At 35.0% G+C, this 23,969-nt stretch carries 34 protein-coding genes; 4 read left to right on the forward strand and 30 right to left on the reverse strand.

Translation table 11 applies throughout. The features are described from left to right. From QVP67_RS11110 to QVP67_RS11200, 19 genes are all read right to left on the reverse strand, one after another. On the reverse strand, positions 1-993 hold a 993-nt coding region (locus tag QVP67_RS11110; protein ID WP_288180135.1), incomplete at its 3' end, for a hypothetical protein. Positions 994-1,133: 140 nt separating this feature from the next. Next, a complete protein-coding gene (locus tag QVP67_RS11115; RefSeq protein WP_022163629.1) occupies positions 1,134-1,310 on the reverse strand; it encodes a hypothetical protein in 177 nt (58 codons plus the stop codon). Next, the gene (locus tag QVP67_RS11120; RefSeq protein ID WP_022163630.1) at positions 1,307-1,990 is read right to left on the reverse strand and encodes a hypothetical protein; all 684 of its coding nucleotides are present in this window, start codon (positions 1,988-1,990) and stop codon (positions 1,307-1,309) included. The genes QVP67_RS11115 and QVP67_RS11120 overlap by 4 nt, the downstream gene beginning before the upstream one ends. Beyond that, positions 1,983-2,837, reverse strand: coding sequence for a hypothetical protein (locus QVP67_RS11125; RefSeq protein ID WP_022163631.1), 855 nt, complete (start codon positions 2,835-2,837; stop codon positions 1,983-1,985). Before QVP67_RS11125 ends, QVP67_RS11120 begins: the two co-directional genes overlap by 8 nt. A 13-nt stretch (positions 2,838-2,850) precedes the next feature. Further along, positions 2,851-3,204, reverse strand: coding sequence for a hypothetical protein (locus QVP67_RS11130; RefSeq protein WP_022163632.1), 354 nt, complete (start codon positions 3,202-3,204; stop codon positions 2,851-2,853). 1 nt (position 3,205) lies between these two features. Continuing rightward, positions 3,206-3,541 (reverse strand): hypothetical protein, encoded by a 336-nt coding sequence (locus QVP67_RS11135; RefSeq protein ID WP_022163633.1) that lies wholly within the window; start codon positions 3,539-3,541, stop codon positions 3,206-3,208. An 8-nt stretch (positions 3,542-3,549) separates the two neighbouring features. Further along, complete coding sequence (locus QVP67_RS11140) at positions 3,550-4,092, reverse strand: hypothetical protein (RefSeq protein ID WP_022163634.1); 543 nt, start codon at positions 4,090-4,092, stop codon at positions 3,550-3,552. Between the two features lie 10 nt (positions 4,093-4,102). Continuing rightward, positions 4,103-5,239, reverse strand: a complete 1,137-nt coding sequence (locus tag QVP67_RS11145; RefSeq protein ID WP_022163635.1) for a hypothetical protein — start codon at positions 5,237-5,239, stop codon at positions 4,103-4,105. 19 nt (positions 5,240-5,258) lie between these two features. Then, entirely contained in the window at positions 5,259-5,879 is a 621-nt protein-coding gene (locus QVP67_RS11150) for a DUF6926 domain-containing protein (RefSeq protein ID WP_022163636.1), read from the reverse strand. 1 nt (position 5,880) lies between these two features. Further along, positions 5,881-6,276: a hypothetical protein gene (locus QVP67_RS11155; protein WP_022163637.1), complete on the reverse strand. Its 396-nt coding sequence runs from the start codon at positions 6,274-6,276 to the stop codon at positions 5,881-5,883. Further along, positions 6,269-6,469 carry a hypothetical protein gene (locus QVP67_RS11160; RefSeq protein WP_288180136.1) on the reverse strand — a complete coding sequence of 67 codons (201 nt, stop codon included), beginning with the start codon at positions 6,467-6,469 and terminating at the stop codon, positions 6,269-6,271. The genes QVP67_RS11155 and QVP67_RS11160 overlap by 8 nt, the downstream gene beginning before the upstream one ends. Positions 6,470-6,499: 30 nt before the next feature. Then, the gene (locus QVP67_RS11165) at positions 6,500-6,760 is read right to left on the reverse strand and encodes a hypothetical protein (RefSeq protein ID WP_022163639.1); all 261 of its coding nucleotides are present in this window, start codon (positions 6,758-6,760) and stop codon (positions 6,500-6,502) included. Positions 6,761-6,763: 3 nt separating this feature from the next. After that, the gene (locus tag QVP67_RS11170; RefSeq protein ID WP_288180137.1) at positions 6,764-7,258 is read right to left on the reverse strand and encodes a hypothetical protein; all 495 of its coding nucleotides are present in this window, start codon (positions 7,256-7,258) and stop codon (positions 6,764-6,766) included. Between the two features lie 4 nt (positions 7,259-7,262). Continuing rightward, on the reverse strand, positions 7,263-7,544 hold the full coding sequence (locus QVP67_RS11175) for a hypothetical protein (protein WP_022163641.1): 282 nt from the start codon (positions 7,542-7,544) through the stop codon (positions 7,263-7,265). Next, positions 7,528-7,791, reverse strand: a complete 264-nt coding sequence (locus QVP67_RS11180) for a hypothetical protein (RefSeq protein WP_022163642.1) — start codon at positions 7,789-7,791, stop codon at positions 7,528-7,530. The genes QVP67_RS11175 and QVP67_RS11180 overlap by 17 nt, the downstream gene beginning before the upstream one ends. Beyond that, positions 7,788-8,180, reverse strand: coding sequence for a hypothetical protein (locus QVP67_RS11185; RefSeq protein WP_022163643.1), 393 nt, complete (start codon positions 8,178-8,180; stop codon positions 7,788-7,790). Before QVP67_RS11185 ends, QVP67_RS11180 begins: the two co-directional genes overlap by 4 nt. Positions 8,181-8,188: 8 nt before the next feature. Then, positions 8,189-8,329, reverse strand: a complete 141-nt coding sequence (locus QVP67_RS11190; protein WP_288180138.1) for a hypothetical protein — start codon at positions 8,327-8,329, stop codon at positions 8,189-8,191. A gap of 384 nt (positions 8,330-8,713) precedes the next feature. Next, positions 8,714-8,893, reverse strand: coding sequence for a hypothetical protein (locus QVP67_RS11195; protein WP_022163646.1), 180 nt, complete (start codon positions 8,891-8,893; stop codon positions 8,714-8,716). 68 nt (positions 8,894-8,961) lie between these two features. Beyond that, positions 8,962-9,654 (reverse strand): J domain-containing protein, encoded by a 693-nt coding sequence (locus QVP67_RS11200; RefSeq protein WP_022163647.1) that lies wholly within the window; start codon positions 9,652-9,654, stop codon positions 8,962-8,964. 1,751 nt (positions 9,655-11,405) lie between these two features. Between QVP67_RS11200 and QVP67_RS11205 the strand changes: the two genes are divergently transcribed. Then, positions 11,406-12,311 carry a hypothetical protein gene (locus QVP67_RS11205; RefSeq protein ID WP_022163650.1) on the forward strand — a complete coding sequence of 302 codons (906 nt, stop codon included), beginning with the start codon at positions 11,406-11,408 and terminating at the stop codon, positions 12,309-12,311. 19 nt (positions 12,312-12,330) lie between these two features. Here QVP67_RS11205 and QVP67_RS11210 read toward each other — a convergent pair whose 3' ends face one another. The 11 genes from QVP67_RS11210 to QVP67_RS11260 form a co-directional block, all read right to left on the reverse strand. Further along, a complete protein-coding gene (locus tag QVP67_RS11210) occupies positions 12,331-14,178 on the reverse strand; it encodes a hypothetical protein (protein WP_022163651.1) in 1,848 nt (615 codons plus the stop codon). A 22-nt stretch (positions 14,179-14,200) separates the two neighbouring features. Then, a complete protein-coding gene (locus tag QVP67_RS11215; RefSeq protein WP_022163652.1) occupies positions 14,201-14,389 on the reverse strand; it encodes a hypothetical protein in 189 nt (62 codons plus the stop codon). Between the two features lie 347 nt (positions 14,390-14,736). Then, a complete protein-coding gene (locus QVP67_RS11220) occupies positions 14,737-15,471 on the reverse strand; it encodes a TIGR02757 family protein (RefSeq protein ID WP_022163655.1) in 735 nt (244 codons plus the stop codon). Next, a complete protein-coding gene (locus QVP67_RS11225; RefSeq protein WP_022163656.1) occupies positions 15,458-15,775 on the reverse strand; it encodes a hypothetical protein in 318 nt (105 codons plus the stop codon). The genes QVP67_RS11220 and QVP67_RS11225 overlap by 14 nt, the downstream gene beginning before the upstream one ends. Continuing rightward, a complete protein-coding gene (locus QVP67_RS11230) occupies positions 15,772-16,353 on the reverse strand; it encodes a hypothetical protein (protein WP_022163657.1) in 582 nt (193 codons plus the stop codon). Before QVP67_RS11230 ends, QVP67_RS11225 begins: the two co-directional genes overlap by 4 nt. 117 nt (positions 16,354-16,470) lie before the next feature. After that, positions 16,471-17,058, reverse strand: coding sequence for a tyrosine-type recombinase/integrase (locus QVP67_RS11235; RefSeq protein WP_022163658.1), 588 nt, complete (start codon positions 17,056-17,058; stop codon positions 16,471-16,473). A 117-nt stretch (positions 17,059-17,175) separates the two neighbouring features. Continuing rightward, positions 17,176-19,131, reverse strand: a complete 1,956-nt coding sequence (locus QVP67_RS11240) for a BRCT domain-containing protein (RefSeq protein ID WP_022163659.1) — start codon at positions 19,129-19,131, stop codon at positions 17,176-17,178. Between the two features lie 65 nt (positions 19,132-19,196). After that, positions 19,197-19,640 (reverse strand): dUTP diphosphatase, encoded by a 444-nt coding sequence (gene dut / locus QVP67_RS11245; protein ID WP_022163660.1) that lies wholly within the window; start codon positions 19,638-19,640, stop codon positions 19,197-19,199. Further along, on the reverse strand, positions 19,621-19,962 hold the full coding sequence (locus QVP67_RS11250) for a hypothetical protein (RefSeq protein WP_022163661.1): 342 nt from the start codon (positions 19,960-19,962) through the stop codon (positions 19,621-19,623). Before QVP67_RS11250 ends, dut begins: the two co-directional genes overlap by 20 nt. Beyond that, on the reverse strand, positions 19,940-20,404 hold the full coding sequence (locus QVP67_RS11255) for a hypothetical protein (RefSeq protein WP_022163662.1): 465 nt from the start codon (positions 20,402-20,404) through the stop codon (positions 19,940-19,942). Before QVP67_RS11255 ends, QVP67_RS11250 begins: the two co-directional genes overlap by 23 nt. Position 20,405: 1 nt before the next feature. Then, a complete protein-coding gene (locus tag QVP67_RS11260) occupies positions 20,406-20,939 on the reverse strand; it encodes a DUF4494 domain-containing protein (RefSeq protein WP_022163663.1) in 534 nt (177 codons plus the stop codon). Positions 20,940-21,178: 239 nt separating this feature from the next. Between QVP67_RS11260 and QVP67_RS11265 the strand changes: the two genes are divergently transcribed. The 3 genes from QVP67_RS11265 to QVP67_RS11275 all read left to right on the forward strand — a co-directional run bounded on the left by QVP67_RS11265 (position 21,179) and on the right by QVP67_RS11275 (position 23,909). Next, the gene (locus tag QVP67_RS11265) at positions 21,179-22,510 is read left to right on the forward strand and encodes a phage portal protein family protein (protein WP_369677353.1); all 1,332 of its coding nucleotides are present in this window, start codon (positions 21,179-21,181) and stop codon (positions 22,508-22,510) included. Between the two features lie 149 nt (positions 22,511-22,659). Beyond that, positions 22,660-23,379: a hypothetical protein gene (locus QVP67_RS11270; RefSeq protein WP_288180139.1), complete on the forward strand. Its 720-nt coding sequence runs from the start codon at positions 22,660-22,662 to the stop codon at positions 23,377-23,379. Further along, positions 23,361-23,909, forward strand: coding sequence for a hypothetical protein (locus tag QVP67_RS11275; RefSeq protein ID WP_022163666.1), 549 nt, complete (start codon positions 23,361-23,363; stop codon positions 23,907-23,909). Before QVP67_RS11270 ends, QVP67_RS11275 begins: the two co-directional genes overlap by 19 nt. Positions 23,910-23,969 lie beyond the last annotated feature (60 nt).

The raw sequence follows: 23,969 nt of genomic DNA on the forward strand, positions 1-23,969 counted from the left end.
TCTGAACTCATGCCCATTATGAAAAGCCTGTACTAATGCCCATAACCGTTTGCCTTCCTCCAAACTGATTTTAATATGTTTTGAAGTTTCAATCAGATCGTTTTTAATTCTCAATGATGTGTCCCACCCAAATTTGACCCAAAATTCAGAGCTTGGGTTCCATGTCTGTTTATCGTTTGCTTTCCATTTTTTCAGATTCTTAGCATCTTCCTGAAGCAATTTCTTCTTGTTTGCAAGTGCTTGTTTAGCTTTTGCCTTGTTGATTTTTTCGAGCCTTTCCGGTTCTTGCTTTACCACATCAGATCCATAGAATTGAGATATAATATTCTCGATATTTTCATAATTGATTTCGTCTAAAGCTCTAATCAAATTGAATAAATACAAATAACTCGCTGCCTTTTCAGGAGTTTTGGTACAGTTAAAACAAGCGTCAATCGCTCTTTTAGAAGCGTTCAGATATGTATCAATATCAGGCTGCCATACAGGAGGCAGATAAGAATTAACACCCCATTTTTGTTTTTTATTCAATTCCCAAAATTTAATCCATCTGTCAATTTCTTTAATCAGGCTTAATATCTGAGGTTTATAGTCTCTGGATATAGCCTTCACTTCTTTTTGCATCAAAGTCTCAATCTTGACTATCTTATTACAAACAGCTTTAATTGCCTGGGAATATCCATATTGGTATTTGTCACCAATAGTGTTGGGTGTATCAGCACCACTTGTACTGAAAATTGTTGAACCAAAAGGAATGGATGATTTGACAACCCCTTGATGTTTTGATGTGGTGTTAGAATATGAGTTATCGTTTAAGACATACGCTTTCTCTCCACGTTTATTAAATACTATTTGACCACATATAAAATGTGCTCCATAAGAATATATTGTATTGTTATGAAAATAAAAATTATCCTGGGAATTACGCGCTTCTTCCTGAGCTTGATGTGCCCATAAATGAGCGACTTGGTGTATATCTGAAAAAACTGTTCTCATAATTGTTACGCTTTTAAATGAATAGATAATGTTGTTTTATATGGTGTGAATAGTTGTCCATTTTTACCCTTGTTTAACATAAAAGGGCCATCCCAGAAAACTAGGACAGCCCTTTTATAAAGGATGATAACAAACAACTGTTATGGACGATTATATCTTAATCCATCCGTATGGATAAACCACTTCTTCAATTTTCCATTTGGCTTTTTGACTTTTTCTATATCAACTGTTAACCAATGAATAGCACCTTCGCCAAACTTAATTTCAGCTTCAGTCGGGTGTCTCCAATACTCAATTGTTGTTTTTTCTTTATTCATAAATTGTAACTAATTTCATTAACATTAAAATCAGTGTTATACTGGCGATTGTATTCTTCTACACTACATTCAGGAATATAAGAATCACCTTGAAATTCAAATTGTTGTTTATCTAATAAGGCTTTTATATCACCATCACCAGACACTATTGCATCAATTTCTTGTTTAGTGCCGGATAAAACGATTCCAGCCCTTAACCATACAGAACGTTCATGTTCTATATCTGAAGGCGCAACTGTATTGTATTTCTTGGCCAACAACTCCAATTTTTCTTCAATAAAATGATCCAATAACTCATAGTAGTCATTGTTCTCGGTATATTGGTATGGTCCATAAATATCCCCAAACTCACTTGTCCAGTTTTGTATTATTTTAAACGCCTCCTGTCTGCTACAATCCAACAAATCAGTAATACGTAATACAGTTTGCGTAGATATTTCCTGAAGGTTCAATAAGTAGTCCGATTCAGAACCTGTTAAATGACCTACTTCTATGCCTACAAAGCTATCTTGTAAAGCTTGTTCTAATGCGTCTTTAGATTCAATCAGCCCTTCACTATCATCGTCATATAAAACATATAACTCCATCAGTTGATGTTCCCAAATAAATTGAGCTTCTTTTTTTGAAACGATGCGCCATACAAAGCCATCTTTATTTACTTTAATTGTTTTTCTATTCATAACTAATATTGGGGTCTTCTAATAATTCATGTGATTCCAACTGCCGATATTCATGCCATCCATCCATATCATTCAAACCTGTCAAATACGCTTGCTGTTCTTCCGGTGTATCAAAACTCCTAACAATGTGGCTATACCCTTCATAACTATCTACAAATTCTTGAAAACTGCCGTTTTCGTACGCTCTAACTGCATCTTGTCCAAACAAAACATTAGTAGAAAAATCTGATTTAACAGAATCAACAGTGCTTGTGGCAGGCAAATAATCCAAGATATATGACAAGTGTCCAGCAAAAACTTCATCACATGAAAATTGTACCGGATTACCATATTCCTTATCTTCTCCTTCCAAACACAATATATTGTTTTTAACATAAGCTTTGGTAATCACAACATCCATCGGATTAGGGCAAATACTATCTATATTCACAGCAATAATAGGATAGCTATCACTATTTACATCCCATTCGTAAAAGCCTCCATGTGCTTGAATTGCTTCAAACACTTCTTTATATTCCATTTGTTTAATTCTTTTAACTAAACAATAAAAATCAGTATGTTCCATCATCGGTGTTTTTAATTGTTTGTAATATTCAGGAAACTCCATAGCAAGCGTTTCTGGATCCAAATAATCTTCCGGTTTTAAGGTGTGATTCGTATTAAAGGCATCGGCACCTAAATCATCTACATTCATTTCTTGACGGGCTTCATCTATCCAAGATAATGTTCCACAACCACAACATTCCGGGCATTGATCAGCACCACATGGCAACAACATAATTGCGCCACATTGCGAACATTTTACCCAATCTCCGTGTAATATATTATTGTATATTTTTGTTTTCATTGTTTTTTTAATATTATCTCCATTCAGTATAATAACTCTGGTCATCATCTTCACATTCCTGTTGCCATTCGGATGGTGTAAAATGTTTATATAAACATTGGTCACAACAATAATATGCCACTCCCATACTTACACAATACCCTTCACACATTAACGATCCACATTCAGAACACCTTCTACAAGGATGAGAGGAATTCCACCAATAATCTACAAAAGCTTCAGCAATCACATCTTTACTAGTATTGTCATCCCATTTGTCTAAATAGAATTCCGCAAATTCCTGCAATTCTCCATCTGTATAAAGTTCTTTTTCAGAACCATTGACAGCGTTTGACAAACGTTGTAATATTATCTGAGAGGTTATCATATCAATACATTAAATCATCATGTAAATTATTAGGGCATCGTTCATCAAACCAATGCCATACATCAAACTTTGAAGTGCCAGCAGGAAAAGATAAAAAATCCGCTTCAATTTCATCATCATTGTTGACAGGGTAATTTTCAAAAGCCTTCCAAAGTTGTCGTAAAGTATATAATTCTACAAATTCTTTGCAACAATCACAATAATTGTCGTATTCTTCATCAAATCCCGTACAATGATTATAAACTTCGTGTGTATTAGGATTAACCCACATTTGTGCTCTTACATTTGTACTTCCGCAATTAGTACAGTATCTAGTTTTATCTAAATCTTTTCCCATAATTTAATTTATAATTCAGTTTCCCAATACAAAACTCCATGAGCCAGTGCAATATCGTATGGGGTAATATCTTCTTCTGTTTTGCAAGACGTATAAGACAATACCTTTTCTTCCACACAACTCCATCGCTTTGCTTCTTCGGTTGTAGGATAAAGCAAAATCAATCGCGGATGATTATCATACCGGCGTTCGATAGCACACCCATCATAAAAATCCATAACAACTAAATGTTCTTCATCATTTCCGAATATACGCTCATCAACCAATAAGATTTCTAAAATCTGACTACAATCCGATTTTTTAGTTTTAAAGTGTTCTATATGTTGTTCAGTTGGAGTCCATACAAAATCATCTGCTTCAAATGACTGCTCCGTCATATCCAAGTTTAATTCTGCAATTGGCCCCATCCATTGAATCATATCCAAATTATATTGGCAATGTTCGGTCAAAAAATCTTCAATTTCTCCATTATATTTTTCTTCTATAAAAGCTTCATCAACTGTAATAATATCAACAGAATTGCAATTGAAATCTAAAACCGCTATTTTCATCTTTATATATTTACGTTAAACTTACACAAATACATTCATTTCCAACTTCATACTCATGGTATTCGCCATTCCAATGGTTTAATACTGAACACCACCCATCCATAGGAACAATGGAATCCAACCATTCTTTTAAAGATTCTTGTGTTCTACCAGCAGAAACAGCTTCTCTCCAAAAATATTCATATTCACTATCGTTATGAACTGTGTCTTCAGCGATTTGTATTAATTCATCTTCGGTTCCCAAATAATATTGAGTACCGTTGGCTGTGTATAGTTGTAAATCGGAATCTTCAATATTAAAAGTGTCATTCAAGTCACCAAATGTATATTTCAAGTGCATCCCCAAAGCGATAAAACGCATTGCTTCAGACCTGTCACATTGACGTAAATCCATAACCTGTTGAATAATACATTCATCTGCCACAAAATCTTCATTCCCCATATCGAATACAGGGTTTAATTCTGAGGATAATGACTTTTCTTCTTGTTCAATAAGGTCGCATAGTGAATCAATTTGTTGCTCTATATCAACTGGCAGCTCATCATGCAACCATCCAGACCCATATTTATAACCACGGTCATTGTATAATCCATGTATTGCTAAAAACAAATACTTAACATAAAGGTCATCAATTTGATGTGATAGCCCATGAGCGGTAAGTCCCAAAATATATACAATAGGGTTGTCACTCATATATTTCAATATAATTGTCTTGACACCCTCAATATAATCAGGATATATTTGGAGTGATTTGCAGAAAATATCCCAATTAGTTTTATCAAACCGTTGTCTGTGCTCTTTATCGTAACCAATAAATAAATCAACGAATTTATTGTAATCATTTCTATACTCTTGACTATTCAAATAGTCATCTTGTTTCACAGTTCCGGCAGACATATTGTTCAAATGATATTTATGCCAAATATCCAATAACTGTTTTTGACCTGGTGTTCTTGGAGCTATATATTCATAACATTGTCCACATGAGCAACCACCTTCACCAGTAACAGACAATTCGTATTTATTATTCAATTCCTGCAATGTGGCTCTACTTCGTTGAATATTTAAAGAATTGTTACGCAATTCAAAATTAACAACCCATCTAGTGTGGGTTGTATCTCTAAAGATGACTGTACGTTTATACATAATATCGTTTGATTTTTGATTAATCTTGTTTTAATTCATACACTCTTAATAACACGCAATCAGCTGGTAATCCAAATTTAGGATTACTGGAAAAGTATGGAGATTCTAAAGATTCTTTATCCCAATCAAAAACATACCCATTAGGGATAGCTTCGTCCAGATCTGCCAAAAACTTGTTGATATTATCTATATCTTCATTTTCAAGTCCTGAAAAATCTCCATTTTCAATAGCACATATCGCATAATTTGGAATACTATATGAATCATACATATTGTCTTCGTCATATATGAATGATTCTACATTCCAAAAACAAAAATCTTCATCAGCTTCAACAGGTTGGTTTTCATTAAGTTCTGTAACTTCACAATCGTGGGTAACGTCCTTTAATTGTCTTTCTTCATCTTCATCATCCACAGCAATAACACACTCATTTTTACGAGGCCCTACAATCTTAAAATATTTAGGATAATCAGATATGCCAGCCCATGATTTTACAGTATCAAAATCAAACCAGAACAAATCATTGAGTTGGGTGTCGGTCATACCCTCTGGATAAACCTCATCTAAAGTTCTTTCTATATCGTCCCACTGTGCATCTTTAATTTGTACTTTATCGCCTATTTTTAATTCCTTTTTCATATTATTCTTGATTTTCTTGTTGGTACTTTTTATATCTTTCACGGGCCGCAAACGCTTCTTTAACAGCGGCTTCCAAATCATCGAAATGTAAAGGAGTTATCTTAGCAAAATATGCTATCTGTTGAGTTCGATAACAACAATTACTCACCAAAGTTCTGGGCATACCAAACAAGGCGTTTTTAACGAAATAGTCATCACTTCTTACTTCAAAATATTTAGATAATAGCTCAATTGCTTTATTACCCTGCTCGATAGCTTCATCTAAAGTATCATAAATACCAATTGTGATGGTACGTGTTGTATATCCACCCACATCTTCATTGACGGGCCTATCTTCATATCTCAATTCGATTGTAACCAATCGTTTAGGCTCTTTTATATTGTTCTCTTTATTCATTTTTGTCAATTTTGGTTTCTTCAAACACTCCAGTATAAAATCTTAAATCTTCCCAAAAACCATTGTTACAATACGATTCTCCCATTTTAGACGCTATCTTTTTCATAGCTGAATCACTTAAACTATCTGGGTTTAACCCTATTTCCTTCAGGTCGTCCCTCGAAAGGACGCAAACTACAAATTCTTTTTGCATAACCATTCTCCCTTCGTGCCATTTTATATTTTACACAAAATCTTGAAAATATTCTGCATCGTGCATTCTCACAATAGCTTCATATTCGCCGGCAGACAAAAAATTTAATTCTTCCTCAATTTGAGCAATATTATCTGTGTGAGGGTTATATTCATCCATACATCCGAACTCCCAAGTCTTTTCATTGGCAAGAGATTGCTCCAGCATTGATTGATATTGCGTCCAATCTATCGCTCTACACAAAGCATCCAAATCATCAATGTCTGGGATATTTACATTTCTTGTATTCATAACCTATCTGTTTAAGTGTTTGATAATTAATTGAATAAACTCACTCAATACTGGTATTTTATTAACTGTTCTTTGTCCTTGACATGAAATTATATGTTCAAAAACAACAACTTTATCGTTTTGACTTTCTTGCAATTTTTTAATTCTGCCGGACCAAATTCTTTGGTATATGATGCCTAATTCATCTTTCTCAATTCTACATAACTCAAATCCTGACCAATAAAAACATTTCGCTGTTTCATCGTTCCAATACAAAATGTTGGCAATAGCATCTAATGGGTTTCTCATCAATGCAATACGCCATGATTCTGAACGAAACATTTTATCCATTTGTGTAGGTCCAATAAGAGCAAGGGACGTGCCATGTTCACGCACCATCCATAAAAACGGCTCATCGGTATCCTGCAATTGAGCCACATCATATTTCTCAAAATCCTGTTTACACAATCGTGTGTCAAACAGTTCAGATCGCATTTTGTCAATTATTAGTTGTTCCATAATATTAATTATTATCCCATTCTTCAGGGTGTTGTTGCAAATATTCTCTTAACTCTTTTTCATATTCTTGCTCTGCAACTATTTCAGCCACAATAGAATCACCTTTGTTAACCCAAAAATCTGCCAGAACATCAATATCCACACATTCAGGATGGTCATTTAAAATACGTTCTTTAATATCATGTGGTATAGAATCTGCGACATCACACACATATTCCATTTGACAGGCACGTATTATCATTACAACCAATACTATACCCAACACTATTTTACAAATCTGTTTCATTGATTTTTCGTTTTCTATCATACAATTCTAAAGCACGCTTAACCAACAAATCCTGATTAACATCGCTCAGATTCGCAAAAAATTCTTCAGTAGCACCATATTGTATATGATTATGACAGTATGAGCACCACTTATTCCAAATATGTTGCCATCCACAATTAGACTGTGCAAACACAATTTGGCATTCTTGTTTATTCCAGGTATTCCACATATAGTAGAAAAAACTGGCTATATCATTACGTTTCATATACTTAGTGCATTATATTCAGGCCATGTTTCAAATCTATCATGTACACTGATAGGGTACGAGTGTCCCACCATATCAATAAATGAAGCGTCACTAGAACAAATATAATTTCCACCGGCACAATAATGGCCTTCATTATCAGGGCGTTTAAACACCATTTCTGCCCATACATAATTATTGGATTTTTTGAGATACACACATTTGTCTTCCAATGCGTCAAATCTATCGCCTGTATTTTTAGCAGATTTTTCTTTTAACCATTCGCGGATTTGTTCTTTTGACACGCTTTCTCTAAACACATACAGAAAATCATATTTAGAAGTTGGGCCATTATTACTGCAATCACTTCCAGCACTTCTTAGAACAAACCCCAATTCAAAATTTCTCATAAGGCTAATCATTTTTTGTTTAAATCACTTTCTTCTTCTACACTCCCTACATAGCAATCCAAATAATAATTTTCTTGTTCTTCTGTAGGATTGTCTACGCTTACATTGTATTTTTCACAATATTTACACCAGCTTTCGGTATATTCCATGTTCTTACAACTAAATAGGCATGTCATAACCAATATTAATTGCACATATTTTATGATTTTCATACCACTGCATGACAATATCTTTTCTACACGCTTAGTAATACGTTTACGCTTCATATTATCAATTCTTAAAAAGGTCATACACAGTTTTGCGTCTCACAGATACATTTTGCGATTTAGGCACAAAGAATGTCATACTCATATTAGAAATAGACACAATTTTCACGCTCGTTCTTGAAATTCTTGCTCGTTTCATACTTTTAATACTTTTTATTGTTCCCTATTTGATATAAAAATGGCACGCACTGATTTAGTACGTGCCTTCAAAGTGATGCTGAGAGAATCGAACTCTCTATGGCACACCATATTCCAAAAGCATCTCAATCAATCCACCAACACTTTTCTTGTACCTTTGGCAAATCCTTCATGGTTTATGTCATCATACGCATAATACTCATACTTTTTTATGCTACGCTCATAATATCCACGCACAAACAAATTTCCGGTTGGTGTAAAGCGAAAGAAATCTCCTTTACGCACATCTTTTAATTGCACTTGTTTCATAGCTTATGATATAAAAAGAGCGCACTAAATATTTTAGCACGCTCTCCCAATTATATAACCTGTATATTTTACGCAGCCATCTTAGCGTCATACTCAGCACGTTTTTGTGCATTGCCCAGAATATCCCACGCTTCATTAACCATCTGCATTTTCACATTATCCCCACCATTATCAGGATGCGCAGCTTTAGCAGCTTCTTTGTACGCTTTCTTAATCTCTTCAGTGCTTGCATCACGATTTACGCCCAATATTTCGTAATAATTTGCAGCTTTGGCAGCTACTTCTTCAAAATTCAAACGGAACTTTAATACGTCAAAAGATGCTTTTGTAGCAACATGTATTTTCTTCTTAAAATCACGTCCGGCACACTCCAGGTCTTTTTTTGTCGGTATCAAACCAATTCGAGACCACACGCTATTTTCAACGTCCCATCTTTTAGACGTTTTTCCATCACTTGTACGCACTATGATTTCAGCAGGTGTTCCGGCACGTAATTTAGACGCTATTCCACCATTATCCACACGCAGACCAGCCTCTATTGCTTTCACGGTCCAGAATGTTGCCACCACATTTTTCCACACACGGAAAATTTCGTCTTGTGTTTTATCCTTTGGTGTGTACTCATCACCGGCAAAATTCAATCCGCTAAAATGCGTTTCCCCATCACGATTTACGCTTTTATACACCAGTGTTACACCAACCATTTCATTCACATTCATTGCTTCAAATTGCACGCTGTTTAATCTTGTAATTGCTCCCATGATTTACTATTTTTTGGAGTTTTCTGGCAATATCGCCATTGTGGGCAGTCGAGGAATTGAACCTCGACCCACCAAAGTAGGGACACACCAAAAGCCACCACGTTTATACGCAGCAGCCAATCTGTGTCAAAGCCCAAAACTGGAACACGCCACTATTTCACCTTATGACATGCTCCAGGCATACAATTTGTCCGTCACTCAGTAGCGCAACGGTACCGTGCGCCTTGTGTATGAGTGCTCACCAACTGCAACCAAACCGATTGAATTGCAATACTTTACATAAGTTTTGCGCTTATGTGGTAGGTAATTTCCATCGTTACCGTTAAAGCACACTCTGGGCATACACTTTTATACTGTTAGGGTTGCGTTGCGTTGGTGATTATATGGACACACTAAGGGCAGACCATTTTTCTCAGTTCGCATTAGGGGCAGATTTTCACACCTTTGCGTGGGCATCCGTTTTTCGGTATGCAAGTGGCAACTGGGCACACTTATGGCACAAAGTCCACGCTTTTCCCTTTTGCTGCCTGGAGCTACGCACTAATAGCACGCTTTTGTGGCAGACTTATGTATATAGCTCCCCCATAGTGCCAGCGACGGTTTGCATGACAATCTTTAATAACTGACCATTACAGTTATGGGTATTCTTTCCCCAGTACGTAAACCTATCGGTTTCGTTTGGGCGTGCGCTTTTGCTTTCGCTTTCGCACTCCTTTGGCTAAATGTTAAAATTTCCTGTCTGTTTTGTACTTTCGTTTTTACAGGTGAAACAATATGTTATTAATCACTTTTTTGTCTGTTTGCGGTTTTCGCTTTTGGTAGGTTTACAGACTTAACCAAAACGGAAAGTTAACACTTTGTCAAGTAGCCGTTTTCTTAACTTGACATTGCAAAGGTATAGCAAATATTTGATATACACAAACATTTTAGCAACAAATTTGCATACAGACATAAAATTTTTTATAAAGTATTGATTTTCAGTTATTTATAATTGAATATTTTTATGAATAAATATAAGTAGTTGAAAATCAATGATTTACAAGCCATATACATATGTGTGCGCGTGCGTGGTACTTATTTGCGGCAAATGTACCGGCACACATACGCACGCACACACGCACGCGCGTGGTCCTGGATGCGGCAACAAACACACACAAAAAGCATAAATTTGTAATAATTACAACAAAGGATAAAAACCAAAAACACACACAAAACAAATACTTTTGCCGTTTGTTTCACTTTTGCACAAAGTGAAACAATATAAATCATTGATTTTCAGCATGTTTGCACCAAAAAATGAAAAAAAATAAGGGAGAGCCAGTCCCATCGGGGACGCATACCGTATATATAGTCCGGCCATTTTTTTCAATCTCGTTTTTTCAAATCACAATACAAACAAAAATAACGCCTCTTCCAGAAATTTCTAATTTCAATACATTATACAAATGCCAAACCATCTTTCTAATATTATTATTATATCCAATTTACTGGAAGTGTATCTTAATATATGGTTTATCAACGCTTTAAATAGTGTATCTCAATTTATAACAGCTACTAATTATTGTTTGCCAAAACTAATATATTCAAAATGACCTCCTATACAATTTTCAATATCTCAAATTTCTAATTTTTTCCGGAGCTAAATTTACAAGTCTCATTTTCTGTAGAATAAACAAAATTTTTATCGCATATTGATGTTTATTAGAAAATCATTGTATTTTTGCAGAAACAATTAATTATTTCATCTGAATATGAAAACGAAAAAGCAAATTGACCATTTTCTCAGAAAGAGGAAATATAAATCTGAAATCGACTTTGAAGGAATTAGCTTGTACTGTAAAAACAAATATGGAATCAAGTTGCATGTTCCTTCCAGTTATTCCACAACAGACCATGCGTTAGATTATGCTGCATTTGCCAATTGGTTAGAATCTGGGTATGGGGCTGGAGATGTGGTAAAATGGGGCGAGTGTATTGGATTAGTTCAAGACTCGAATATAGAAGATGTAAAAATATGCCTCAGAATTGACAGAAATGGCCCTAATTTCGATTCAATTACAATTCCTATACAAGATATTACCCACGCTGACGAAAACGCCTTAAAACGCATAAATCACGTTCTTGATGAAATGGGCAAAGAATTTGGCAACCCATTTTTCGTTATAACCGATAAATTTATTCCTGGATCTGGCAGTTTAGTTTGTTTTCAAGACCATCAAACAGGCAAAGATGGGTATGGTGTAGTCCGTCAAATTCAAAAGACTGGAGAAATTATCATGTATTGCTATTGTTACAAAGGCGAAACTGTTAAATTCAATATGCACGAATATTTAGGCCATATCAATGATTTCTCTTTTACTTCCTTTAAGCCTACTGATTATCCAAGAAAAGCCTTAGAGACAGAGCTAAATAAAGCTGGAAAATCATGGAATCATTATTTAAAACGTATTGAGCCATTAAATATGCGCGTTGGTCTAAATGAACGGTATTGGTATATAACCGACAAAATGCAAGTTACATCAGATATTGAAAAGGACAAAGCAACAAGCAATAAAAGATATTTAGCCGGCAATTATTTTAAAAGAGAGGAAGATGCTGTGGCAATATTAGAGGCAGAAATGGAAATAAGACGTGATTTTTTAGCTAAAGCTGAATAAAACGAAAGATGGCTGGGAGTCAACCCTCTTCAGCCATCTTTTTGTTATAAAGTTCTTCTACATCCATACAATCATCATGTTCATGGTTGTATTTAAAAATTTTATCTGGAAGCAATTGCATATAACTCAAACGCACGCGTCCTTTTTGCGGAATTTCTTTCCAGAGTAATTTTAGATCGTTCTCAGGCACGTTTGCTGTTTGTGCCCAATCTTTTAATAATTCCCGATATTGCGTTTTCGTTATTTCATCCGGACGTGCTTGTCCGTTTTCGGCCCGTTCTTTGACATAATCTACCATTAACAGGGTTGCATATTCTGCCGCCGATAATTTTTCAATATCAATATCTGCAATTTCTTGAATTGAGTCAATAAACGATATTCGGCTTTTTCTATCTTGTTCGTTTCTAACCCTTGTGTGAACTGAGCTTTCTTTTGTAGTGCAAGAAATATCACGGAGCTTACTGGGGGTTATGATGCAGAAAAGTTCTCCGTCCTGTTCTTCCAAATCGAACCCGAAGATATTTTTAGCATCCTGTTCTGAAAGGGTCATATCATCTCCCTTGATTTCTTTTTGTTCGACCCAAGCATTTTCAATGATACGTTTTAATTCCATCGCTGGGAAACGATAATTATCTGCTTCTTCTATTTCTGAGAAACTGATACTATCCCAAACATACCTGATTATTTCATCCTCATCCCCATCCCGAAATTTAGGCTGGGAGATTATCTGTTCAAAATCGGATGATGAAAGAACTGGAAGAGAAAGTTCACGTGAATCAAACCATGTTCGGACAAAATCATTTTTTGAAGGAAGCTGAGGGTCTTCTCCTGAGTCATTGCCTAAGCTTAAATTTAAATCTTGTTGTATTTCTTCCCCTTTATATATATTTTTATTATTATATTTATTATATATATTTACTGATGTACCAAATGTCAGCAGATTTTTGTCCTTTAATGCAGAAATTGCAGCAGATTTTTTTTCATCTGCTGACATTTCGGTATTTAATGCAGGATTTGCAGCAGATGAAAAAACGAGTTTTACACTATTTATCCCTATTTTTCGCGCGATTATTTGTTCTGCACCAGATAATTTGACATAAAGATGAATTTCTCCATCCTGTTCCAAGATAATATGCGATGAATCTGCTGCAATTGCTGTATCTAGACCATAAATCTGCTGCAATTTTTGCATTGTAACCGGAGAAACTGCTGCAAATTCGGCGTTTAATGCAGAAATGTCAGCAGTTTTATTTTCATCTGCTGCAATTTCGTCCTTTAATGCAGGATTTGCAACAGATTGAACTATTCTTGTTTGACCATCTGCTGACATTTTGGTATTTAATGCAGAAATGTCAGCAGATTGATTGTCGGATGTTTCCAAATCTGCTGCATTTTCGGTATTTAATGCAGGATTTGCAGCAGATTTGGAATCGTATTTAAAATCTGCTGATATTTCATCTAATATATTTTTAGGTATTTGAGAAAATGGAGTGATACCATTATCTGAATGACATATTTCATTTAGTTTGGCAATTCCCTCATACGAAATTCCAGATGTAAATTGATTGAGTTTGTAAATTTCATCCCAATTGATGATATATGTTCGTTTTCCACGTTCACTTCCTTTGACAAAAATGAATCCAATATCTTCCAGTTCTTTGATGCTTTGGGCGACTTTTCTTTCGCTTCGTCTTGTAAGTTTACTTAATGTTTTTGCTGAGATTTGAATTTCATCTTCACATATTGTTTTTTTACTATGAGCATATATTCTGGAAAATATAAGAAACGCATCGCCAGTTAATAAATCCATGATAGTGGACGGCATAGAATGGTATCTGCCTTTAAAATCTGCAAGACTATGCTTCATATTATTTATTTAAACATGTTCATTAATCTTGATTTGCTTTAATATAAAAATATTCATATTTGCGATTAATCATTTGCTTGACCAGTTTAAAGCCCAGTTGTTTGGCCAATCGTCCTACGCGCCGATTGTTCGGTTCAAACGGATAATTCTGAGCATAATATTCTTTCATCTCTTGTACAGAGACACGTTGTTTATCTGTTATCTTGTTCATTTTGGTTGTCATTTAGAGTTTTAGGATAGTTCAAATTGGCATTATATCCACACCAGGTACATATTCCAAGTGAAACATTCAAAATATAGTTTTCTCGACCACATTTGGGACATCTATATAAATAAAGTTGGCCGTCAATATATTCTAATCCTACAGGCAGCTTGTTTGATTGTTCCATACATTTCGGTCTATATTATTTTGTTCGCACAAGTTCGGTTTGCCCTCGTTCATTAATTGTTCGCATTTATCGTGAAAAGGGCATTGTTGACATGCCTGATATTGAATAATTACGCCTAAAAAAATTACGAATCCAACGATCAAGATTAAAAATATAAATAATACTACAGTCATCTTTGCAAATTATTAGTCATTAATACAAAATCATATTTTATCGGGTCTTTAGAGTCCCATGAGCGATAAACGTCAGTCAGTTCAAGTACAGCCTTCCAGCTTTCTTTCGGATAAGAAATTAACCCCATCCGTGTAGCCTGTTGAGCAACATGTGTATCTAAAATTGCATATAAAGTTGCTGGAGTAATCAGGTCGGTTTGCCATAATCCTAAATCTATATCATCTTTTCGGACCATCCATCGAAGCAGCATGTTAATACGTTTGCAAGCTGAATTACGTGATGGACTACCTAATCTTGCAGACTCTCCCCAATTTGACAATAAGTCTATTAAATCACCAACGCTTGCTTTTTTCTGAATGATTGCGTTTTGTATAGAATCGTATTTATTATAGAACAATCTCATTTTATGACACATTTCTTTAAAGGCTTTACCTTTTAATGTGCGATATATATTTTGTTCGTCCGGAATATCATAAAAATCTCCGTATTTTATAAATTCTAAAGGTTGCCAATTACAGTAATTCATTATTGAGTTGGCTGTTTTGATGATTTGTTCGCGTTGCCCCCAGGCAATAGTTGTAGTCAATATAGCGCAAATCTCTATATCTCCGATAGAGTTTGGTTTCTTCTCTATCATAGACTTGACCACTTGCAGTGGGTCGTTTTTCAAGAATGACTGGGCATCAAACTGTTCCCACTGTTGGTTTAATATGTCTTTAGTTGTTTTCATGTGCTTGTAAATTATCACGATAATAATTAATCATATTTGCGATTCGCTCTGTAGCCTTTTTCGTTTCATTGGCCATTTCATAGTTTTCCATTAATATTAATTCTTTCTGCCATTTGATGATGTCGCACCTGTCTTTCCATAACAACATTTCGTGCGCATCATTTCCGAATTGAGAATGAATCAATAACAACTGTTGGTATTGCAGTATCAACTGAAGGCGTTTTCTCTGGACACGTTGTTGATACATTAAAATTGAGATGAAAATAATTTGAGCTAATGACAAAATACTTATTACATATATCATGGTTCTATGGCGTTGTATGGTTTAACAAAAGAAGGACAATGTTCATTTCCTGGGATATGTGAATCGGGGATAATATTGAATGGCCCATCCTTTTCACAAGATTGGTCATAACGTAAACAGTGATAACGATCCCAGCAACCTTTGGCCATACATTTGTATGGGTCGTTTTTTAATTTCTGGAAATCCATTAAAGTCAGGAAGTCGGCAGTGTCAGGCAAGTCTTTACGAAAGTGTTCCGGGATTTTCCCCTGATGCCATACGTTGTTGGATTTAATCAATGTGCCATCAAATCTCCGTATATAAAATTCATGCCCCCCGAATCCTAAAATCACATTGTGAGGTCGTTTTGCGAATGGATGAATAATATAATGGTGTCCATTTATAATTTCCCGATTAACTGGAGGATTTTGAATTTTATCCATCCAGAAAGCGCAATGAAAACATACATGATGCTTGTGCATGAGTAACAGATACTCAGATGGGTCATAATTTGAAAGATCGTCTGTTTTTCCACAGAGACTACATGTAAATGGAGCAGGATGCACATTGTACAGTCCTTCATCTTGTTTTTGGTTCATGTAAAAATCAGTTTTGTGCGGGGGTAATCCGCATGAAATAATAAACAGATAAGGGCACTGTAAGTGCAATCAATTGAGATGATGGGCCTTCAATTTAATTTGAAGACTTAAAAATTTTTAGATAGAAATAGAATCGAAGATATTGTTAACCTCATCTTCTCTGATACCCAAATAAACTTTTGTGATTTCCAAAGATGAGTGTTTGAATATTTGGTTCAGTAATATCAATGCCGCACCTTTATCTTTGTGGTTGTCATAAACATACCTACCAAATGTTTTCCGGAATGTGTGTGTTGAGAAATTGTCTATTTTAATCTGATATGACTCTTTCCATTTTTTTATTGTTTGGTTTACATATTGAATGGTAAATGGCTGGCCTGTTACTCTACTTCTGAAAATTAACTCATTAGGATTAGGCCGTTTGAGCAGAAGGTACAGTTCTTCAATATACCGTTGCACTCTATCATTAAACGGTATCTTTCTGGTTTTCCCAGTTTTCTTTTCGGTTTTTACCAAATAACTTCTATTTAAGATGTCGGCCCATGTTAATGACAATACATCTGAGGCTCTGAGTGCTGTACAAAACGATACGCGCACATAAAGCTCCCAGATGTATTTTTTATTTTGATGGAGTTTGTTGAGTAATTTTTTAAGCTCATCCATCGGTAAATAATCGCTTTTTGTTAATTGATTTTTCTTTGCCATTACTATATCATTTTAAATATGTACAGCAAAGGTATATGAAATTATTTAATTATCAAAATATATATACGATTATTGTCAATTAGATATAATTATTTTATATATGTCACTGTAAACCAATTATATACAAAATCCATATTTTTGGCTAAACTCATCTATATCTATAATTTGAACCCCCAATTCCAAAGCTTTATTTATTTTTGAAGATGTGGCAGCTTTGTCTTTGACGATTAGATGTGTGGTCTTTTTAGAGACACCACTAACGATTGTGCCACCTTCTGATTTAATATATTGCTCTATTTTTGCATCTCTAAATCCAGACATACAAACAGACATGTTTGCGCATACCCCATTTTGATTATCTTGTGCTGGTTGTGGAAGCAGTATTGGGATTTGTGTATCATCTACGAATTGATAAAATAATGGCAATCCTATGGCAAAAGCTTGTTGGGTCTTATTTAATTGTTTGAATTGTTCTGAATCCGGAGAAGCTAATATGTATTGTTGTTTATAAAACAAATCTATATTTTCCTGCCCTATTTCATCTAGCCATTTTTGAGCTTTAATTTTGCCCACACCTGTAAAGCAATCACTGGCTTGCATGAGTGTAGCGGCATCCACACCTTGCATGATTCGTTGATTGTTATCCAAAATAATATTAGCAATACCGTCTCCAAAGCCATCAATATGGATTAATTGGCCATAAGTTACATTGAGCATTTGTGGAATTGTGGTATATCCGGCTTTAAATATTTTGGCCAATGTTTCTTCACCTATATTTTCAGCTCCGCAAGTAGTATAAAAGAACACGGCTTTTGCCAACAACCTTCCATCGCACTGAGGATTGGTACAGCATAATTCTATACCATTTTCGTTCCATCGTGTAGGAGATTGGCAATGTGGGCATTCAGTTAGATCGTCCCATAGATCGTTTTGCTCAGTTTCATTTGCAGGTTCTATTACAGAGAGGATTTTAGGTATTACCCCTCCGGAACGTGTAACTAAAATTTTTGCTCCTTTAGCGATTTCGTGGTCATTAATCCATCCGGCATTATATCCTGTTGGATTTTCCATATTGCAGTCTCCAGTATCGACCATTTCAATATTTACTACAGGCTTTAAGGCACCAGATTTACTTGCTTTCCATGTAATATCTTTAACGGTTGTTTCAAAAGTCTCTGTAAAATCCGGATGCTTATACGCAATCGCATATAATGGGTTTCCAGTTGTTTGGTGACGACCAATTGCTTCCCACAAATATAAGTCATTTAAATAAACAACAATTCCGTCTATCGGATATAATGCGCTCCACTCCTTAAACAAATTAGCTAATACATCTTCTGTCAACTCATCTAAATGATAAAAACCATAAAGATGTTCTTGATTGAAAATTGTACAAATGTCTTCAATCAATGTGTAAAATGTAGTATAATTTTTCAATAAGGGTGTGTTTATACCATAACGAAAAAAAGTAGCGTATTGCAAGTATCGGCATGGATTATCACGGTTTAGCAGTCCAGCTGCTGTATTTCTAGGTGATTTGAATGGTTCTCCGGTTAATTCTGAATTTTTACCTTGAAAGTATTGATGCCAATTGGCTCTACTAATCACAAATTCTCCATACGTGTATTGAAAACCATTTTTGTGTTTTATATGTAGCATATCTTGGTAATGTGCCGTACAATCTTGACCTTCGTTTTCCGCGCCACCTCGTGAGAATGCCTCTCCAGTTATTTCATTACATAGCAACGATAAGCCATCGAATTTAGGCATACATACCAACCCTGTAGTTTGGGTTAATCCTAAAGATTGATACCATTTTTTTAATTCTGACATGCTTTTCACTTTATTAAGTGATTTCATGGGAACAGGTAAGGTTCGTTTTCGATTATTAGGTATGATGGCAGGTTCAATGTGCTGGAACCATTCATTGTTTGGATCAATGCGTTTTAATTGATCAACCAATTGATCGTATTCTGCATCAGAAATCTCCGGGTGTCCAATTCTATATGTTTGATTGTAGTATTTAATTCTATTTATCAAAACATCTTTATTTTGAGTTGAAAAATTTTCCATTTGATATAAATTTTTAAAGGGTGAGTCAATAGTAGTGGCTCACCCTCTTTTGTTATGAAGAGATTTTATTTTATTTCAGTATGCCCAAATCCTTGTTCACCTCTTTCAGTGTGTTCCAAATCATCCAAGGACAACACGGGTTCCCATTCAGCTTGTTCATACTTAGAAATAATCATTTGAGCAATACGGTCTCCGTCTTCAATTTTAAAAGGCTCTGTCCCATGATTAATTAATATTACTCCTATATCTCCACGATAATCGGCATCTACACATCCAGGAGTATTTAAACAAGTAATGCCTTTTTTAAGAGCTAGTCCACTACGCGGTTGTATTCTTGCTTCATATCCTTCAGGTAATTGAATATGCAATCCTGTTGGGATTAATATTCGTTGGCCCGGATTTAATATAACAGTAGATTCGATGTTTGCTCGTAAATCTAATCCTGCTGATTGAGCAGTGGCATAAGCAGGAAGTTGATGTTTTGATGTGCTAAAAATTTTGATTTTCATATTTTTTATTTTTATAGGTCCAATTTTTTCTATTCATAGCCATTGTAGCGTACACCGTACGCTGCACGCCACATAATTTATCATATTCTTCAAGTTTGAGAGATCCAATATCAGACAAATCCACTTCAACACTGTTATCTATATATCGGAAATAATACATACCGTTAGAAATGAGTGCTCCAGTACAAGCTTTTGATATATTTCCTGGGCGTAACCCACTGAATTTAGCAGCTTCATTAACTGAAGACGCAATTAACGATAATAATTTCCTTCGATTAAAGATTAGTACAGGCTGAGCCTTACGCCATTTCTTCTCCGTCATTCCAGATTTGTTTTAACAATTCTGGCGTTAACCTCTTTTTGACAAGAGTCAATAAATGGGTGTCTGACACGACAATGCCGACAGTAAATAATTCGTCTATGATTTCATTGATATAAACGCAGAATTGCGGATCAACATAAGATAGGAACGGATAACATAAACATCCGTTAATCAATTGGTGCCCCACAGTATTGATAATGGCCAATTCTTTTTCTGAGATTTGGTAAGTTTTTGCAATTGCATTAATTTGAAAATCAAATTTTTTGAAAAAGTCTTCGACACTCAATTTGTGATTTGGGTCTTTTATTGAAAGATAGTGAGTAGCATCAAAAAATCTGCTATTATCAACATGAGTTCCAAATAGGAGTTCTGGGAATTCCGGAAGAGCTATTTCTGTACATTGAACATTTATGATGCTTCCAGTCCCTTTTACCGGAATCATATTAAATTTGGGTATTGTTTTTGTGAGTTTCTGGAGTTACCATTACAGATTGAGCTTTGTCGTATTTGACATTGCGAATTGTATATTCCCGTGTTTCACCAACCTGTTTAAGATAATCTCGTACATTTTCTATTGCTTCAGAAGATGAATATGCCGGCACATAAATCGTACTTTTTTCATTTTTGATTTTGCCCGTTTTTTCATCCAAATTGAAGTAAACCAAAGAAACTTGATATAGTCCAACTTCAGTGTCTTCTGATTCTTCAAAATAGTAACTAATTAATCCTCCGATTAATTCTGTGTCAGTTGCGAATGTGTCGTTATAAGCAATTTCTGAGATTTTGGTTTTTACGATTTCAATATCGACTTCACCATACTCGTTTTTACCTTCAGCTAATTTATACGCAATCGCTTCAGCATCTGAGTAACAAACAGCCATTACTATATCTTCAGTTTTGATAGGCACTATGGCTCCTGTTGCATCTGTTCCTTGATAGGACATTTTGATACGAAAATACTTAAAATCTTTACTCATGTTTAAAACAAATTATAGTTTAACTTAAAAAATATCGCTACAAATATATAACAATTACCTATAATGACATAATAAATACATAAGTTTAACATATATTTTATAGCTATATCACTATAATACAGAATGTTATACAATACAATATATTTTATTTAAAAGCAGGTGGAATATATAGATATGGGCATTTGAGAAACCAAGTATTCACGGGCAATCTATTCTTTCAAAAACTTTAGAAGATGGATATAATAAACTCAAATGTTACATTTCATGGCACTCCATTAGAAAGCATATTCAGAACAAGCAAAAAAACAATACAAGAATATGTGAGGGAGATTGATCGTCATTGTCGATATAAATCTGTACAATCACAGGTATCGAGAGGTGTTGTGCTAGATGATCGTGGAGCTTTGATGGATTTATATGACGCATGTGTGCAACAAGACGCGCATTTAAGTGCAGTATTGGAAACCGTAGAGTCTCAGATTATTGGAGAACGATATATGTTAGCCAAACAAAATGAACGTGGCAAATACATTAAAGATGTTGAAGAAACAAAGAAAATATTAGGTTCTCAATTTACTAAAATTATTAAGGGTATTGTAGAGTCTAAGTGGTATGGATATACTTTATTGGAAATTATGCCAGAAATAAATCCTTTGACGGGTAAATTGGCAGAAGTAAATATCATTGAGCGGCGTAATGTGTTACCCAACCAAAGACGTGTCGTGCAACACCAAGGCCAATGGATGCCCGGATGGGATATTGATGCTGCTCAATATACAACTAATTATATATTGATAAATACTGGGACACTTGGATTATTTTCAGCTACAACCCCTTTGATTTTAGCCAAAAAATTTACGTTAGCTAATTATGTGAATTTTAGCCATACATACGGACAACCCATTATTCATGGAAAAACAGAGTCAGAATCTATACAAGATAGACAGCGATTAGCGCAAAACATAGCTAATGCGGCTCAAAACAAAATCATTGTTACCGGCTTGAATGATGATGTGGATATAAAAACGTTTACCATGTCAAATTCTGAGCATATCTACAGTAGTTTAATAGATTTTGTAAACAAAGAAGTGTCTAATTTGATTGTAGGTAGCGAATCTATGGCTGGTGAAACCCAGTCTTATGTTGGTTCCACCAATGCTCATCAAGACATTTTTCGAGAACGTATAGAAGTATATCGAGAATACATTGAAAATGTAATGAATGAAGAGGTATTGCCGAGGTTGGTTGCTATGGGATATATCAAACCCGGATTAGAATTTAAATATGCCAATCGTGTAGAGATGAGCAATAAAGATAAAATCAATCTATATTCATTTATTACAGATAAATATGAAGTATCTGCTGATGAGATAGAAAAAGAGTTTGGTATTATAGTTGGCAAACAGTTCAATGCTACTTCAGGCATAGTTGGTGGTACCAGTGGCATGGTTGGGGGCAGTTCTAATGATCGTGGTATTATGTCGGATGAAGAATATTACAAACGATATGGTCATGGACGTGGAGAACGCCGCGTGACGAATAAGGTAAATTTTCTGACGGAAGAAGAATAAAAGATAGCGGTTCTTCTTCCGTTCAAGCTACATCAGATTCCATAAAAGAAGATGAAGATAAAGCCGAGTATTTAGCTATCTACAAGATATTTAAAAAATTCTTACGTAATTATGGAAATTTAGAAGACCGATGGGATTTATTAGAAGAAATGATGAGTTTGCGTGCAGAATTTGCTTTCAATCATGCAATCAAGGGATTTAATATAGACTTTGAAAAAGCATTGGAATTATTGCGTAATCATAATGAAAGCTTAACCCAATTGGAGAATGAGCAACGTACAATATTGTTGGCCGCATTAGATAATCTGGTAGATTTTGCTGTAGCTGAAGAATTCCAAATGAGCCAGGCACTGCCAGATGATTTTGATATTGAGGATGAAAATGATATGGCAGATTGTATTGATGTTTTTGACAGATACAATGACATTTATGCCAATATTGAGAATAAAGACATTGAATATGCAATGGGAATTGCTGCTGGATGGATTCATTTTGCTTCTAACAGTGTTTTAACTTATATGACACAAGGAGATAATAAGGTACGCCCTTGGCACATGGCTTTAGAAGGCACAAGTTACCCCAAATCTTCTTTTCCAGCATGGTTAATACCCCCAATTGAACATGGATGCAGATGTTTTTTGGTTGAAGAAAGTGGGAACGTTATTAATCATCAACATAAAGTTACACAAGTGATGGGACAAGTTACAGAAATGCCAGATTTTGTAAATCCGGTATTTAAAGAAAGCGTAGCTACTGGTGGGCGCATATTTAGTGATGCCCATTCTTACTTTGTTATTCCAAATAAATATAAACAACGTCTTAAAAAGATAGCACAAAATATCAAAGACAAATGGTTGGAAAGCAAATAACTCCTAAACAATTGGCTCAGCAATGGCTCAGATTGCCAAATAAATTTGAAGTTAATATATTCAATTTTGAGACGCTGATTGGAAATGCGGCTAAACAAGTATTTAAAGATTCGTTTTATCTGAGACGTTTTAATTCTGCCGGAACTTTTGCCTGGCAGCCCAGAAAAGAATCGTATTACTGGTCGCACAAATTTTTACAGGCTTCGGTGAAGAAAAAGCGTAAACCCAAAACACACCCTTTGTTAGAGGAAACCGGCACTTTAAAGCATTCAATTGTATGGGATAGAGTTAGTTCAGGTAAACAACGCGGTGTACAGATTTTTACTGACCCGGATATGTTTAAATTTAGCAAACGTCAATACGGACGAAATTTCTGTTATGCCGCCATACACAATGAAGGTGGTGCAAAAGTAGGTGCTACTCAGGGAGCAGCTTTTATACCACAAAGACAATTTATTGGGTATTCTACTGTAATTGCAGATAGATTGTCATCTCTTAGTATTCGTATTTTTGATGGATTTCCCAAATGATAGTCGATAAAAAAAATAAGCTTGTTCATACAGAGCAGTCTAAGCAAGTTGTTGGTAATG

This window comes from Bacteroides sp. CAG:633, from assembly GCF_000435115.1.
Classification (GTDB): Bacteria; Bacteroidota; Bacteroidia; order Bacteroidales; family Bacteroidaceae; genus Bacteroides; species Bacteroides ndongoniae.